The organism is Lampropedia puyangensis (assembly GCF_004833285.1).
In the GTDB taxonomy this organism is placed as follows: Bacteria; Pseudomonadota; Gammaproteobacteria; order Burkholderiales; family Burkholderiaceae_C; genus Lampropedia; species Lampropedia puyangensis.
The window spans coordinates 112,909-127,925 of the sequence record NZ_STFG01000010.1; the positions used below are offsets into that span (position 1 = coordinate 112,909).

Annotated in this window: 14 protein-coding genes and 1 pseudogene; 4 read left to right on the top strand and 11 right to left on the bottom strand. The window is 53.6% G+C overall.

The features are described from left to right. Positions 1 to 3 precede the first annotated feature (3 nt). Positions 4 to 576 carry a PilN domain-containing protein gene (locus E9531_RS10475; protein ID WP_136573701.1) on the bottom strand — a complete coding sequence of 191 codons (573 nt, stop codon included), beginning with the start codon at positions 574 to 576 and terminating at the stop codon, positions 4 to 6. Next, complete coding sequence (locus tag E9531_RS10480) at positions 576 to 1,610, bottom strand: pilus assembly protein PilM (RefSeq protein ID WP_425293577.1); 1,035 nt, start codon at positions 1,608 to 1,610, stop codon at positions 576 to 578. Before E9531_RS10480 ends, E9531_RS10475 begins: the two co-directional genes overlap by 1 nt. Before the next feature lie 287 nt (positions 1,611 to 1,897). Here E9531_RS10480 and E9531_RS10485 point away from each other — a divergent pair, with 287 nt between their 5' ends. After that, the gene (locus E9531_RS10485; RefSeq protein WP_136573703.1) at positions 1,898 to 4,312 is read left to right on the top strand and encodes a penicillin-binding protein 1A; all 2,415 of its coding nucleotides are present in this window, start codon (positions 1,898 to 1,900) and stop codon (positions 4,310 to 4,312) included. 172 nt (positions 4,313 to 4,484) lie between these two features. On the opposite strand, the gene E9531_RS10490 is transcribed toward E9531_RS10485, so the two are convergent. From E9531_RS10490 to E9531_RS10525, 8 genes are all read right to left on the bottom strand, one after another. After that, positions 4,485 to 4,700 carry a TOBE domain-containing protein gene (locus E9531_RS10490; RefSeq protein WP_136573704.1) on the bottom strand — a complete coding sequence of 72 codons (216 nt, stop codon included), beginning with the start codon at positions 4,698 to 4,700 and terminating at the stop codon, positions 4,485 to 4,487. 19 nt (positions 4,701 to 4,719) lie between these two features. After that, a complete protein-coding gene (locus tag E9531_RS10495) occupies positions 4,720 to 5,703 on the bottom strand; it encodes an ATP-binding cassette domain-containing protein (RefSeq protein WP_136573705.1) in 984 nt (327 codons plus the stop codon). A gap of 14 nt (positions 5,704 to 5,717) precedes the next feature. Beyond that, positions 5,718 to 6,593 carry an aliphatic sulfonate ABC transporter permease SsuC gene (ssuC, locus tag E9531_RS10500; RefSeq protein WP_136573706.1) on the bottom strand — a complete coding sequence of 292 codons (876 nt, stop codon included), beginning with the start codon at positions 6,591 to 6,593 and terminating at the stop codon, positions 5,718 to 5,720. Between the two features lie 56 nt (positions 6,594 to 6,649). After that, positions 6,650 to 7,810: an FMNH2-dependent alkanesulfonate monooxygenase gene (gene ssuD, locus E9531_RS10505; protein ID WP_136573707.1), complete on the bottom strand. Its 1,161-nt coding sequence runs from the start codon at positions 7,808 to 7,810 to the stop codon at positions 6,650 to 6,652. A gap of 99 nt (positions 7,811 to 7,909) precedes the next feature. Further along, the gene (locus tag E9531_RS10510; protein WP_136573727.1) at positions 7,910 to 8,881 is read right to left on the bottom strand and encodes a sulfonate ABC transporter substrate-binding protein; all 972 of its coding nucleotides are present in this window, start codon (positions 8,879 to 8,881) and stop codon (positions 7,910 to 7,912) included. 358 nt (positions 8,882 to 9,239) lie between these two features. Beyond that, positions 9,240 to 9,512 carry a hypothetical protein gene (locus E9531_RS10515; RefSeq protein ID WP_136573708.1) on the bottom strand — a complete coding sequence of 91 codons (273 nt, stop codon included), beginning with the start codon at positions 9,510 to 9,512 and terminating at the stop codon, positions 9,240 to 9,242. A 106-nt stretch (positions 9,513 to 9,618) separates the two neighbouring features. After that, the gene (locus E9531_RS10520; RefSeq protein ID WP_158291761.1) at positions 9,619 to 10,209 is read right to left on the bottom strand and encodes an NAD(P)H-dependent oxidoreductase; all 591 of its coding nucleotides are present in this window, start codon (positions 10,207 to 10,209) and stop codon (positions 9,619 to 9,621) included. Positions 10,210 to 10,265: 56 nt separating this feature from the next. Further along, positions 10,266 to 11,300: a sulfate ABC transporter substrate-binding protein gene (locus tag E9531_RS10525; RefSeq protein WP_136573710.1), complete on the bottom strand. Its 1,035-nt coding sequence runs from the start codon at positions 11,298 to 11,300 to the stop codon at positions 10,266 to 10,268. 109 nt (positions 11,301 to 11,409) lie between these two features. Here E9531_RS10525 and E9531_RS10530 point away from each other — a divergent pair, with 109 nt between their 5' ends. The 3 genes and pseudogenes from E9531_RS10530 to mnmC2 all read left to right on the top strand — a co-directional run. After that, a complete protein-coding gene (locus E9531_RS10530) occupies positions 11,410 to 11,685 on the top strand; it encodes an oxidative damage protection protein (RefSeq protein WP_136573711.1) in 276 nt (91 codons plus the stop codon). A gap of 74 nt (positions 11,686 to 11,759) precedes the next feature. Next, positions 11,760 to 12,119: a gamma-glutamylcyclotransferase family protein gene (locus tag E9531_RS10535; RefSeq protein ID WP_136573712.1), complete on the top strand. Its 360-nt coding sequence runs from the start codon at positions 11,760 to 11,762 to the stop codon at positions 12,117 to 12,119. After that, positions 12,116 to 14,224: pseudogene (gene mnmC2 / locus E9531_RS10540) on the top strand (tRNA (5-methylaminomethyl-2-thiouridine)(34)-methyltransferase MnmC2); the annotation flags it as partial. The gene E9531_RS10535 and the pseudogene mnmC2, both read left to right, overlap by 4 nt. 184 nt (positions 14,225 to 14,408) lie before the next feature. Here the strand turns inward: mnmC2 and E9531_RS10545 are convergent. Continuing rightward, positions 14,409 to 14,714, bottom strand: a complete 306-nt coding sequence (locus E9531_RS10545) for a hypothetical protein (protein WP_136573714.1) — start codon at positions 14,712 to 14,714, stop codon at positions 14,409 to 14,411. Positions 14,715 to 15,017: the final 303 nt, after the last annotated feature.

Here is a 15,017-nt window from a genome sequence, read left to right on the forward strand (position 1 = left end):
AAATTAATCTTGCTTAGCAACAGGACTCAACAAGAAGTTCATCGAGAAATCGTAAACACGGCCAAATCTTCCAGAACCGAAATCCATCGATTTAGATTTTGTCTCAATCAACTGTGGCTTCGAGTTCCATGGCATCTCATCAGATACAACCTTCAGCAAATCAGAAACTGTCTGATTCGACTGCGCAACCCCCAAAAGAGAAACCTGAGTCCCAACTTTTTTCAACGATGAAATATAACTACCATTCGGTATTTTATTTGCCACTTGGTTAAAAAGTTCGACAGGCGTATTGCGCTCGGACTGCAAATCCTCTACAGCTTTTTGCCTTGCCTTCAGTGCTGAAATCTCTTGCTCAATAGAGACAACTTCTTTAATCTTCTCTTTCAACCGGGCATTCTCAGTCCGAATCAATTGATTTGCATTCTCCTGATCAGAAATAAGATACTGAAAATACATATACCCTAAACCAACCATCAAAACGCCAACCAAACCAGAAAAACCTAAAGAAGCAAAAAAAGCATTTTTCTTAACTTTTTTAGCTTCCTCGCGATGGGGCAATAAATTTATCCGAATCATCAATCAAATCTCCGCAAAGCCAAGCCCGTAGCAGTCAAATAGGTGGAGGCCTCTTTCATGATATTTTTCATGCGTACGCCCCCCCCCATCTCCATCCCCTCAAAAGGACTGACCACTTGACAGGCTGTTTCTGTTGCTTGCGTCACCGCAGCAGCAAGCCCAGCGACAGAACTCCCACCTCCAGCCAAAAGAATGCGATCAACAGCATTGAACTGGGAACTGGTATAAAAAAGCTGCAATGCTCGGGCAATTTCTTGTGTCAAACCACTCACATAAGGGCGCAGTACAGCGACTGGAAAATCTTCTGGCAAGTCAGCATTGCGTTTTTTATTTTCAGCTTCCTCAGCTGATATTCCATAGTGACGAGCAATGGCCTGGGTAAGCTGTGCACCGCCAAATGATTGTTCGCGCTCAAAAAGGATTTCATCACCCTGCGTCACAAGCAAATTACTACTGGCGCCCCCAACCTCAACCAAAGCAACCAAAGGTTGCTCCGATGATTTTGGCCAGCCTTTAGCCAAGCGGGCTATGGCAACATGCGATGCGTAGGACTCAATGTCCAGCACAGCTGCAGTCAGTCCAGCAGCCTCAGCCAAACCTTGTCTGTCTTGAACCTTGTCTTTTCGGGATGCCGCAATCAAAATTTCTACATCATCCGAGGAATTTTTTGACGCCCCAACGACACAAAAATCTAAGCTCACCTCATCCAAGGAAAATGGAATGTAATGACTCGCCTCGGACTCAACTTGGATTTCCAGCTCTTCATCAGACAGACCTGCTGGCAGAACGATTTTTCGTGTAATGACTGAAGACGATGGAAGAGCAAATGCAGCACGCCGGGTTTTCGTCCCGCTTTTCTTCACCAACCTGCGCAGCGCTTCTGCCACTTCATCGAAGTTTTCGATGTTGCCTTCGCTGACCCAGCCTTTTTCCAGTCGCTCAATGGCAGCACGTTCAACCGTAACTTTCCCGTCACGCGAGCCCCCCAGCTCAACGAGCTTCAAACTGGATGCACTGATGTCAATCCCCAGCATGGGCTGTTGCCTAGAACCGAACAATGATCTCGGAGAACCCACAATAACCCCTTATTTACACGTTAATTAAGAGCAACAAAACGTACAATTTGACACGCATCCTATCAGCATGCCAACTGAATGAAAAGAATAAGTTAAGCTGTAAGTTTAAGCCTTGTTGTCAAAAGAATACGAGACTGTCATTAATATTTAAGCAAACGATTGTGTTGTATCCTTGCTCGATAAATCTTTAGTTAAACCCACAACAAAAACTAGATAAAACAGGGTTTGCTCTCTCAGTATCCATCATGACTTCTGACTCGCCTCGCAACACTAGTGCGCGCCGTCATCAAGACGGGCCGCACTCTAAACGCAATCAGCCAAAAATCCAACGGCACTGGTTTATCCGGCTAATTTACTGGGGTTTGGGCCTCGCAATTGCTGGTGCAGCCATAGCGGCAGCGCTCGTTGTCGTGGCTATTGCTACTATTTACCCACAATTGCCTGATGTATCAGACTTGGCTGACTATCGGCCTAAACTGCCGTTGAGAGTGTACTCTGCAGAGGGAGCTCTCATAGGTGAGTTTGGAGAGGAAAGGCGCAAGCTCACCCCTATTGAAGACATACCACAAGTGATGAAAGACGCGCTGCTGGCAGCAGAAGATGCGCGTTTTTATGAGCACAGCGGAATTGACTTCCGAGGCATTGCACGCGCAGCACTGGCCAACTTGAAAGACCTGCGCAGTCAAGGCGCATCGACCATTTCAATGCAAGTGGCCCGCAATATGTATCTCTCCTCTGAACGCACCTTCACTCGTAAATTGTATGAAGTGCTGCTCACCATCAAGATGGAGCATTTGCTCTCCAAGAATGAAATTCTGGAAATCTACATGAACCAGATTTTTCTAGGCAACAGAGCCTATGGCTTTTCCGCTGCATCAGAGGTGTATTTCGGCAAGCCCTTGGAAGAAATCACCATCGCTGAAGCAGCCATGCTCGCTGGGCTCCCTGTCGCGCCATCTGTTTATAACCCGATCAGAAGACCTGAACGTGCACGCATTCGCCAACTCCACATCATCAACAGGATGCTGGAAAATGGCTTTATTACAGCCGCCCAAGCTGAAGAAGCCAGAAAAGAAGCACAAAAACTTTATGTCAGGCGTGGCCCCAACACATTTCCTGTTCGCGCTGAATTTGTTGCCGAAATGGTCCGTCAAGCCATGGTGGAACGCTATGGTGATGAAGCCAACACACGCGGCCTGAACGTTTACACAACGATTGAACTCTCAGACCAGGAGGCTGCTTACCAAGCTCTTCGCACTGGAATCATGAACTATGAAAAACGGCAACACTATCGTGGGCCAGAGAATTTTGTCAATTTGCCAGACAACCTTGAAGAGCAGGAAGATGTGATCGATAAAGCATTGTCTACACACCCAGACAATGGCGAACTTTTATCAGCAGTAGTGCTTGAGGCGAATCGTCAAAAAGTGGATGTGATTCGTGCTGATGGCACGCGCATATCCATCACAGGAGATGGTTTGCGCCCCGTTCAATCCGGCTTAGCCGATAAAGCCACGGCCAACATCAAGATTCGTCGCGGTGCGATTGTGCGCATCATGAAGACATCCAAGGATGGATGGGAAATGACCCAATTGCCAGAGGTTGAAGGTGCATTTGTGGCGATGGAATCCAATACCGGTGCCATCAAAGCATTGGTTGGGGGGTTTGACTACAACAAGAACAAGTTCAACCACGTCACACAGGCTTGGCGTCAAACTGGCTCAGCATTCAAACCTTTTATTTATTCAGCAGCGCTGCAAGATGGTTTTACTCCAGCAACCATCATTGCGGATGCACCGATTTATTTCCCTGCGTCCATCACGGGCAGTAAAGCGTGGGAGCCACGCAATTACGATCGCAAATTCGATGGTGCTTTAAGTATGCGCACCTCACTTGCACGATCGAAAAACATCGCCTCGGTTCGTTTGATTCAAGCCATTGGTCCTAAAAAAGCACAAGAGTGGGCTACCCGCTTTGGGTTCGATGCCAATCGCATTGTCCCTGTGCTGCCAATGGCCCTGGGTTCTGGCGAAGCCACGCCATTGCAAATGACAACGGCTTATGCTGTGTTTGCCAACGGTGGCCACCGTGTTGATCCCTGGTTGATTGAACGCGTGACAGATTCTCGAGGGCGTGTGCTTTCCCAGACTGAACCAAAGCCGATTAAAGACATGCCGCAAGCCATTGATCCACGCAATGCCTTCATTACCAGCAGTCTGTTGCAAGAGGTCATCCGTTCAGGCACAGGAGCGCGTGCCCGTGTAGGCCTCAAGCGTCCTGATATCTATGGAAAAACAGGTACCACCAACGACGCTTATGATGCCTGGTTTGCAGGTTTCCAACCATCACTGACAGCCGTTGCATGGGTAGGATATGACAACCCGCGTGACTTAGGCAGCCGTGAAACTGGCGGTGGATTGGCTTTGCCAATCTGGGTACAGTTCATGCAACACGCGCTGAAAGACATTCCGGTAGAAGAAATCAAACCACCCAAAGGGGTTAACCGCAGTGGTGGTGATTGGGCCTACGATGAGTTTTCAAGCGGCAAGGGTATTGCCAGCATTGGAATGGAAAGCCTGTTTGATGACTCCGCAACAGGCAGCTATACAGCGCCCTCTGAGGCTGAACGCAACCAAATCATGGATCTATTCCGCAATTAATGCGCCCGTCAAGCATGCGGTAACTCGCTGCCATCAAGCAAAAGCCGCAAGTGTCGGGGTTCAGCTCCCGATGCTTGCGGCTTTACCCTTTTGGTCTTATGAGAAGTACTTGTGCAGGGCCGCGACGATACTTCAATGGGGAATGTCTACCGAATACGGCACCTGCAAACACTTACAGTTTGGCGATTGAGACCTCAGTCGACTTCACCAAAGCCACGACCTCGGAGCCCACCTGCAACGCCAACTCATCAACGGAGCGGGTCGTAATCACAGAGGTCACAATCCCCCAGGGCGTTTGCACATCGATTTCTGAAAGCACATCCCCGCGAATGATCTCCTTGATGTGCCCTTTGAACTGGTTTCGTACATTGATTGCTTGAATAGACATCGTCAAACTCCTTAAAAAATCAAATAGCCCATTGCCAGCGGGTTGGCACTACATCATGCGAAGGTATCGCCTCGTTTACTGCACCGGATCGGGCCAAGACACGGTCGAGCAACTGTTTTTCCAGATTCGCAAAACCCGTACTTCCACGCACTCGTGGGTGTGGCAAATCAATACGTTGGTCTAATGCAATTGCGCCATCTTCAATCAGCAAAACCCGATCGGCTAAAGCCACTGCTTCCTGCACATCATGGGTTACCAATAAGGCCGTAAAACCCAGTTGACTCCACAGGTTTTCGATCAACGCATGCATTTCAATACGCGTCAATGCATCCAATGCGCCCAAAGGCTCATCCAGCAACAACAACTGGGGTTGGTGCACTAATGCGCGGGCCAATGCGACACGTTGGCGTTGTCCGCCAGAAAGGTTGGAGGGCCAGTCCTGGGCGCGATCAGCCAAGCCAACTTGGGCTAACACATGCAGCGCGTGTGATCGCTGCGTTTTTGGCAGCCCCAACGCCACATTCTCCAAGACCGATTTCCAGGGCAACAAGCGCGCATCTTGAAACATGATGCGGGTCTGCTCGTTCAGGCCATTTTGGGCTGCCCCATCCAGCAATAACTGGCCTTGACTGGCATGTTCCAAGCCCGCGACCAGACGAAGCAACGTGCTTTTGCCACATCCACTGCGCCCCACAATGGCCACGAACTCACCTGGCTCAACCAGCAGATCAATGGGCTTGAGCACCTCACGATCACCAAAATGCTTACTTACCTGTAGCAACTGAAGCCGCACGCCCCTTACGGGAGGCGTTGAAGGCTCAGAATTCTGCGAAGAATCAAGGCCAGAGATGGTTTGAACAGAAGGGATGGAGCCTCTTTTCTCAACAGAATGTGCTGAAGGCGCATCAAGTGCTGCATAACAATGCAATGCATTCAACGCGTTGTCACTCCAACAACGCAAGCCAGAAACAAAATCGTCCGCCAATCGCTCGATTTTTTTCATGCAAAACCTCTCCTTCAGCGGTAGTTGGGGTTCCAACGCAACAAGCGCTTTTCCAATACACGTGACAACCAATCGGCCAACTTCCCCAAAATGGCATACAGCAAAATGCCTACCAATACGATATCCGTTTGAAGAAACTCACGCGCATTCATCGTCAGGTAGCCAATGCCTGATTGCGATGAAATGGTCTCGGCCACAATCAAAATTACCCACATCAAACCAAGCGAAAACCGAAGTCCCACCAAAATTGACGACAAAGCCCCCGGCAGCACCACTTGCCAGTACAACTGCCAACGCGTTAATCCGTAGGCACGCCCCATCTCAACCAAACCGGGGTCTACGCTTTTAATGCCGTGGTAGGTGTTGATATAGACAGGAAAGAAAACAGCCAACGCAATCAAAAAAAGCTTAGCTGCCTCATCGATGCCAAACCACAAAATCACCAACGGGATCATCGCAAGCGGAGGAATATTGCGCACCATCTGAATGCTGGAATCAAACAGGGCATCACTCCATTTCGCTGAACCATTGAGCAAGCCAAATGCCAAACCCAGCCCGCCACCAATAGCCAGCCCCACCAGCGCACGTTGCGTGCTGATGGCCACGTGCGTGAACAGCTCACCCGATTGCGCCAAAGTCCAAAATGCCTGCAGCACATGCCAGGGCGAAGGCAACACACGCGAAGAAAGCCAGCCAGCACTAGAAGCCAGTTGCCATACCAGCACCAACGCTAACGGCACCAGCCACGGCACCCAAGCGCCGGCACGAATGGATAAAAGTAATTGGCCTAGCGCAGCCACTGCTTTTTTAAAAAATGGTTGCCGATCAAACGGTGCATCCGGCAGAGAAGGAATGGCCGATGTCGACAATTCTTGGACGTGGGATTTCATGGACACTCCTGACAATAGGCATTGCACTTCGCCTTGGAATCACATCACAAACACCCTCAGCTTTGTGCCACTTTGGGTGTGTACAGATTAGCAACCACCTCTCCGATGCTGAAGTCTGGCCGGTCTTGAAGTGGCACATGCAAACTCTTTGGCAGCAAAGGAAAGACCAATTCAGCAAAGCGGTATGACTCTTCCAAATGTGGATAGCCTGACAGCACAAAATGCTCGACCCCTAAGCTGGCATATTCACGAATGCGCTCAGCCACCTGCTCAGCACTCCCCACCAAAGCCGTACCAGCGCCGCCGCGCACCAGTCCTACACCTGCCCAGAGATTCGGACTAATTTCAAGATCAGCGCGCGTTTTACCCGTGCGCCCCTTGTGCAGTGCTGCCATACGCTGCTGCCCCACAGAATCCATTCGTGCAAAAGCCGCATGCGCCGTAGCGACCGTGTCATCAGAGACATGGCTAATCAACTCTTCAGCCGCACGCCATGCAGCCTCCTCCGTCTCGCGCACAATCACGTGCAGGCGGATACCGTAGCGCAAACTACGCCCCAATTTCGCCGCACGATTGCGCACATCGGCGAGCTTCTCTGCCACTGCCGCTGGCGGTTCGCCCCATGTCAGATAAGTATCGACTTGCTCTGCGGCCAAGTCATGCGCGGCATCCGATGATCCTCCAAAAAAAACAGGCGGATAAGGCTTTTGCAGCGGGGGGTACAGCAGGCGCGCACCTTTAACGCTTAAATACTGTCCATCGTAGTCATACGGTTGTCCCGAGTGGCTGTGGCTGAGTATTTCCCGCCAGATCCGGATGAATTCAGCAGATTCCTCGTAGCGCTGCGCGTGGTTGAGAAACAGGCCATCCCCAGCCAACTCTTCTTCACTGCCACCCGTGACCAAATTCACCAGCAAACGTCCACCCGAGAGTCGGTCAAACGTTGCAGCCATGCGCGCAGCCAGCGCAGGCTGGTGCAAGCCGGGCCGCACTGCAACCAAAAATTTCAAACGCTGCGTTACCGGCAGCAATGCCGAAGCGACCACCCACGGGTCTTCACACGAACGCCCGGTGGGAATGAGCACCCCTTCATACCCCAAATTATCTGCCGCTGTAGCCACTTGCTGCAGGTACTTCAAATCCAGATTGCGCGAACCTTTTGCTGTGCCCAGGTAACGGCTATCGCCATGCGTTGGAATAAACCAAAAAATAGACATGATCAGTTTCTTTTCTTAAAGCGCTTGGCATGAGTGCCAGCACGTTTGAACAAATGGGTGTCAATGGATGCATGCAGAGCCATTCAGTGGCGTCAGTTTTCACACCGCGGCATCGCGCAGGTTCAACGGCTTGGGAATCAGCTTGAGCCCCAAAAATGTGTCAGCAATTTGTTGCTGCTCATCCAAAACCTCAGGGGTAATCGGCAGCACCCCGAACTCTCCGCGATTCAAGTACCGTTGAACCACGGTCAGCGGCAAACCAAAAATTGCCGCCAACTCTTGAGCCGCAGCATCGCGATGGTCTCGAGCCCATAAATCAATGGCATTGAGTTCCTCAATCGCCACGCCAATTACATCGGCGTTCTCTTTTGCATACGACAAAGAAGAGAAGTAATACCCACGGTTGTTCACCACATCCGTGGCATTGGCTATTTGCCGCGCCTGTAGCGTCACTTCAGCCGCCGCCAAGAACGGATCCCAGATCAGCCATCCATCGACCGAGCCACGCTCAAACGCCGCGCGCGCATCTGCTGGGGGCAAAAACACCGGCTGCACATCGGAATACTTCAAGCCATGTTTTTCCAACAACTTCACTAAAAAGAACTGCACATTCGAGCCTTTATTAAAGGCCAGTCGCTTGCCTTTGAGGTCTGCCACCGACTGGATGGGCGAATCCTTGGGCACGATCAGCGCTTCGAGTTGGGGTCGTGGAGGACTAGAGGCCACGTAAGCCAAAGGCGCGCCTGCTGCTTGCGCAAAAATGGGAGGCGCCTCACCCACATCACCAAAATCGATTGACCCCACATTCAGTGCCTCCAACTGCACCGGCCCGGCATTGAACTCAGTCCATGTGACACGCACGCCCAGTGGCGCGAGTTTTTGCTCCAAAGTCCCCCGTGCCTTGAGCAAGCTGAGCAAGCCCTTCTGATTGCCAATGCGCAGCACACGGACGCCTTTTGAAGCTGCCGCTGGTGTTTGCGCCTGCAACGGCCCAGCACCCGTGCCACTGACCAGCAATGCTGCGGCCGTCACAGCCCTTAACGCTTGCCTGCGGCTGACTTGTCCAGCCATGACCACGTCAATGGAAGACTGGTTTAGCAATTTTTTATTGCTTTTGAATGCATGCATCACACTGTCCTTTTTGGTTAGAGGTGGTTGCCCTGCTAAAAAAGCGGCAACACCGCTCCCTCCAGCCCTCACAACAGCGCTGGAAAGAAATTCACATAGATTGATCGTTAAGCGATAAAAGCTTGGCGTTTATATGGCCCAGCCCTCAGTCCAACTCACTGCAACTGCTCTAGCGCTTGCCAGGTAGACATGTGCAAACCCAACATGCGCCAACTAAACGCCTTGCATCGATCCTTGCATCGATTGACCGAAAGCTCTGCAGCCTTCCCCTGAATGGACAAGGGCCATTCAGCAACCTCGTCTAATAAGCAAACCAGACCGGCGTTCGCAACGCAGGCGAAGACAAGCCCCCCTGCCGCAAGGGCTGATGCACCCCAGTACTGACTGCGGCCATCCCCCAATGCAACGCAGTAGTCTCCACGATCCGCCCCCACACCGAAGCGGCCCGCACCACAGGATCGCGTACTTCTGCCGCATGGCTCACGGCCAAGTACAAACTACTGTCACGAGGTTGCTCAAGCGCTTTCCCCTGTTGCTTCTGCACTTGTTGTTTTTTGTCATGGATCACTGGCATCTTCAACTCCTTATTACGCGCCCGTTGAATGGGGTACGTTCTGCACTTTCTTGTTTTAAATAATGGAAGGCATCTCAACCCAACGCCCTTCCTCAACCAACAGCGCTTAAGCCCGACACCGCACCGCAGCAAGCGAGGTCACTGCTGCACTGCGCTGCTGCCATACGCTGGGCAATGCCTCCCCAAGCACTTGCTCCAGCGCCTCGTCTATTTGCAGTTCCACCTCGGCACTCAACAGGGCACTTGCGCCTTCAGGCAACAAGGTAACAGCATGGTCTGGCGCATAAACACCGGGTAACACAGGGCTTGCACCGAAGGCCTGTAGCAGTGGCCGTAGCGCCATATCCATCGTCAAAAGATGTGCTGGCGTACCCCCTGCAGCCACTGGCAACACCGTTTTGTTGTACAACGCATCCGTATCGCAAGCATCCAAAAACACCTTGAGTAAACCGCTGTAGGCGGCTTGGTAAACCGGCGTAGCAACCACCACCGCATCTGCCTGATGCACGGCTTGCACCGCCAGTCGAATGGCCGCATCGTCATGCGACATGGCCAACAACCCCGCTGGCGGCAAATCAGCAATACGAATCAACCGCGGCGCATGCCCAAGCACTTGCAACTTGCGTTGCACCGCAGCCAACAATGCCGTACAACGCGTGCGCGAGACAGGACTGGCATTGATCAGCAAAATCCCCATGGTTCGATCCTCCTTCACTGCGTTGTGCATCGCCGATTTACTGCCTTGCCTATGGCTTAGCGCTTGGTGTAAATCTGGTCAAAACTGCCGCCATCGGCAAAATGGTCTGCCGTGGCTTTGGTCCAGCCACCAAACACCGCATCAATCGTGAACAGCTCCAGCGCAGGGAACTGGTCTGCGTACTTGGCTTTGATTTTCGGATTCGTAGGGCGATAGAAATTGCGCCCTGCAATATCCTGCCCCTCTTCGCTGTACAAATACTCCAGATAGGCCGTAGCGACTTCACGGGTCCCTTTACGATCCACCACCTTGTCTACCACGCTGACAGAAGGTTCCGCCAAAATACTCAGCGATGGAACCACGATGTCAAACTTACTGGTTCCCACTTCCTTGAGTGCCAAGAAGGCTTCATTTTCCCAAGCCAACAGCACATCGCCCAACCCACGCTGCGTGAACGAAGCGGTAGCCCCTCTGGCGCCGGTATCCAGCACCGGCACATGCTCGAACAATTCTTTCACATAGTTTTTGGCCTGCTCTTCCCCGCCAAACTTGCGCTTGCCATATTCCCAAGCAGCCAAGTAATTCCAACGCGCACCACCACTGGTTTTGGGGTTTGGCGTAATCACCTGCACGCCGGGCTTAATCAAGTCATCCCAGTCCTTGATCCCTTTGGGGTTGCCAGCACGCACCAAAAAGACAATCGTGGAGGTGTAAGGCGCTGAATTCTCAGGCAAGCGCTTTTGCCAGTCAGCTGGCAAATAATTACCATGCGTGTGCAGCGCATCCACATCGCCCGCAAGGGCCAATGTCACCACATCCGCCTCCAAACCATCAATCACGGAACGTGCTTGTTTACCTGAGCCTCCATGCGACTGTTGAATGGTCACATCCTGCCCTTTGGTTTCTTTCCAATGTTTGGCAAATGCTGCATTGAATTGCACATACAACTCACGCGTAGGGTCGTACGACACATTCAGCAGCTTGATCGGCTCTTGCGCATGCACGCTGGAGAGCCCGCCCAGCCAGAGGGCAGACACCCCCAGAGCTGCAGCGGTCAAGCTTTTCTTGATAAAGTGGCGGCGAATTGTCATCTGGTTCCCTTTGAAAGTGAGTAGCTTCATCGAATGAACGCGATTGTGCGGACTTCGCTTTAACACTGGAACTACTTATTTTTCACATTCAAATTACGAAGAGATATATATGGCCCGCATGATTCACTGCATCAAACTTGGCACCGAAGCAGAAGGTTTGGATTTCCCCCCCTATCCCGGCGAGCTGGGCAAACGCATTTACGACAGCGTCAGTAAAGAAGCCTGGGCAGGCTGGATGCGCCACCAAACCATGCTGGTCAACGAAAATCGCCTCAATCTCGCCGATGCGCGCGCGCGCCAGTATCTGGCGCGACAGATGGAGCAGCATTTTTTTGGCGCAGGTGCTGACCAAGCCCAAGGGTATGTTCCCCCAGAACAAGCTTAAACAGGCCGCATAAGGCCCCCTCAGGCGCTTGCCTGCAGCCACAAGCTTGCAAAGCGCCTACAGCAACACACCCCATGACGACGCTCTATCCCCATGCGCTGTTCACCTATGGCACCTTGCAACGTGAAGAAGTGCAGCAACATCTCTTTGGCCGCACCCTTAGCGGGCAAGCCGCACAACTGCAGGGCTTTACGTTGGGTTATATCGAACAGCACGATGATGCTAGTCGCCTCACAGGTCTTTCGCGTTTTTTAATGCTTGAGCCCAATCCTGCCAGTACGCAAACCATTGCCGGCATGGTCTACCAACTCACACAGTCCGATCTGCAGCAGGCAGACCTGTATGAAGGCCCACAATACCAGCGCATTGAAGTGCCCCTGACCAGTGGTCAACGGGCCTGGGTGTACGTCACAGCCCACACCTCACCCGCATGACCTTGCCTACACAGCCCCCAGACAGCGCGCTCACGCTGGATTGGCTGGAAGACGGTGCGCCCTACTCCAGCCGCTTTGACGACCGCTACCACAGCCACCAAGACGGTGGCACCACCCAGTCACGGGGTAGTTTTTTACACGGCTGCGGCCTGCCAGCAGCATGGGCAGGCCAAGCCCAGTGGCGCATCCTTGAAACGGGTTTCGGTCTGGGCTTGAATTTTCTGGTGACTTGGCAGGCTTGGCGCGAAGACCCTCAACGCCCACAGCAGCTGCACTTCATCTCCACCGAAGCCTGGCCAGTCAGTGCGCAAGACCTGTTGGCCGCCGCGAAGCAGCGCTACCCTCAATTGCTGCCTCTGGCGCAAGAGCTGGCCGAACAATACTGGGACATGCACAGCGGCATTCATCGCATTAGCCTTGACAACAACCGCGTGCACCTGACCCTTGCCATTGGAGATGCCAAAACATGGCTGCGCAGCGAAGGCTGGCAAGCCGACAGCGTTTACCTCGACGGCTTCAATCCTGCCAAAAATCCCGACATCTGGAGTCTGGACACCCTCAAAGCCGTGGCACGCTGCTGCATTGCAGGCCACACCCAACTGGCCACATGGTGTGTTGCACGCAACGTGCGCGATGCGTTGGCCCAGTGCGGCTTTCAAGTCGAACGTGTTGCCGGCACGCCGCCAAAAAAGCACAACTTGAAGGCGCTGTTCGCACCTGCATGGACCCCAAAACAACGCACGTTCCCCCCCCCATTTACGGCTGCAGTGCCACGTGCTCTGCGGGAATGTGCTGAGCGCCACTGCATCGTCATTGGCGCAGGCATTGCAGGGGCACACACCGCCAGGGCCATGGCCGAGCGGGGCTGGCATGTCACGGTTCTGGAACAAGCAGACACCGTGGCCCAAGGCGCCTCCGCGCTGCCCGCAGGGCTGTTCGCACCGCATATTTCCCCTGATGACGCCCCCCTCTCGCGCCTCACGCGCCAAGGCATTCGCAACACCCGCAAAACCGCGGCCAGACTGCTGCCCGCAGGCATCGACTGGGACGCCACAGGTGTACTTGAGCATCGGGTAGATAAAAAACTCGGCTTGCCCGCCGCCGCCACACCTGCACCTGCACCTGCACCTGCACCACCACCACCAACAACAACGGTTGCACACACGCAAACGCCAGCCACAGGTACTGGCTCAGCCAGTACCAATGCCAACCATGCCACGGCAATCCCCAGTGATGCCTCAATTCAAGCATCGCCCGAGCAGCGTTTGCGTGCAGGCATTGATGCCGCTACAGGCGCTACAGCCCAACACGCACCCGCTGTATTCCATACCCAGGCCGGTTGGATCAAGCCGGCCAAACTGGTCGCAGCACTGCTGCAACACCCGCTCATCACCATCCAAACCAGCACACAGGTAGCGAGCATCACCGCCGCGCCCCCCGATCAAATACACGGCGATGGACAAAGCACCACTTCTTGGCCGCGCTGGCAAGTCAACACCAGCCAAGGCCAACGGCAGGCAGACTGCCTCATCCTCGCTGCAGCCCATGCCAGCAAAGCATTGGCAGAACCACTTTTGCCACACCCCTTGCCGTTGAATGCCGTGCGTGGTCAAGTCGCGTGGGGCACCGCACCTTGCGACGCGGCCGATGTGCAATGGCCTGCCTGGCCCGTCAATGGCAAAGGCAGTCTGGTTCATTGGCCCTGTCCGGGCAGTGCAAACGAAAGGTTCTGGATCAGTGGTGGCACCTTTGAACGCGAAGACCTTCGCCTTCCCCCCAGCCCAGCCAGTGCGCAAGCTGCCTTAGCGGAAAACCGCAATCGCCTGCCCGTACTGCTGCCTGCTTGGGGCAATGCACTGGCCTCGCTGGTGTTTAACCATGCACGACCCAACACTTGGGCTGGTGTGCGCTGCACCGTACCTGATCGCACCCCCTTGTATGGGGCATTGGCCGTCACTACACCCAGCCTGTTGTTGGCCGCCGGTCTGGGCTCACGCGGTTTGACACTGGCCAGTCTGTGCGCCGAAACGCTGGTGTGCGCGCTGCACGATGAGCCCCTCCCCCTTGAGCGCACGCTGGCGCAATGGATCAGCACCCAGCGCTGGCTTACACTGGCCCAACCAACTCAAGCAACACCCGCACCAAAACAAGGCCCAGCCCAGCAGTAAGCGTGCGTTCTGCCAGACTGGCGGCCACCCACCCCATCACCTGTTGAGGGCTCAGCCGGCCCGCTCCATCACAACAAAGGGCCAGTTTGGTGCCATTGCTGCGGCGCATTGCAATGCCTGCTCATCCTCTCGCACCAAAACGGTGATCTCGAATTAGAGTCGGTTTGGCTTGCGTCACCAGCGGCGCCACCTTGGCTTGACTCAGGCTCTCCTCTGCCTGCCGCGACTTCAAGCGGGCCCGCAAACGCAGCACCAAGACCAACAAATTTTCGTCTTCTGCCTCATCCTCCACCGCGCGCAGCACCGCCTGAGCATAGGTTTCGTCTTGCTCCAACTTCTCCAAATCAACAGATAAATCGAGGTGTTTCTTCGCTTGGATCTTCAAGCGAGCCATCAAAATGGCCGTATCCATATCCGAGTCAGTCATCGTGAACTCCACAGTCTTGCGCTAGAGACTTCTTCACAAGCCAGAATCGTGCCAAATTTACATTTTGTTCATGTTTTAAAACGTATTCAGGATCTCACCGCAGACTGAGCGGAAATCCTGAACACGTTCTGAGAGCCTCGCCCATTCTGAACATGCCGGGCTGGCCGCCAGTAACCCGCCCCTGCCTAAGCAAGTTTGGGCACCGTGTAGACGCACACGCGCCCCTCAACTCCCCCTTACCCCCCCTACCTTAGCGCCGCGCCAAGGTCGTGCGCCAGCCGCACAAGCCATCAGCAGTGCCAG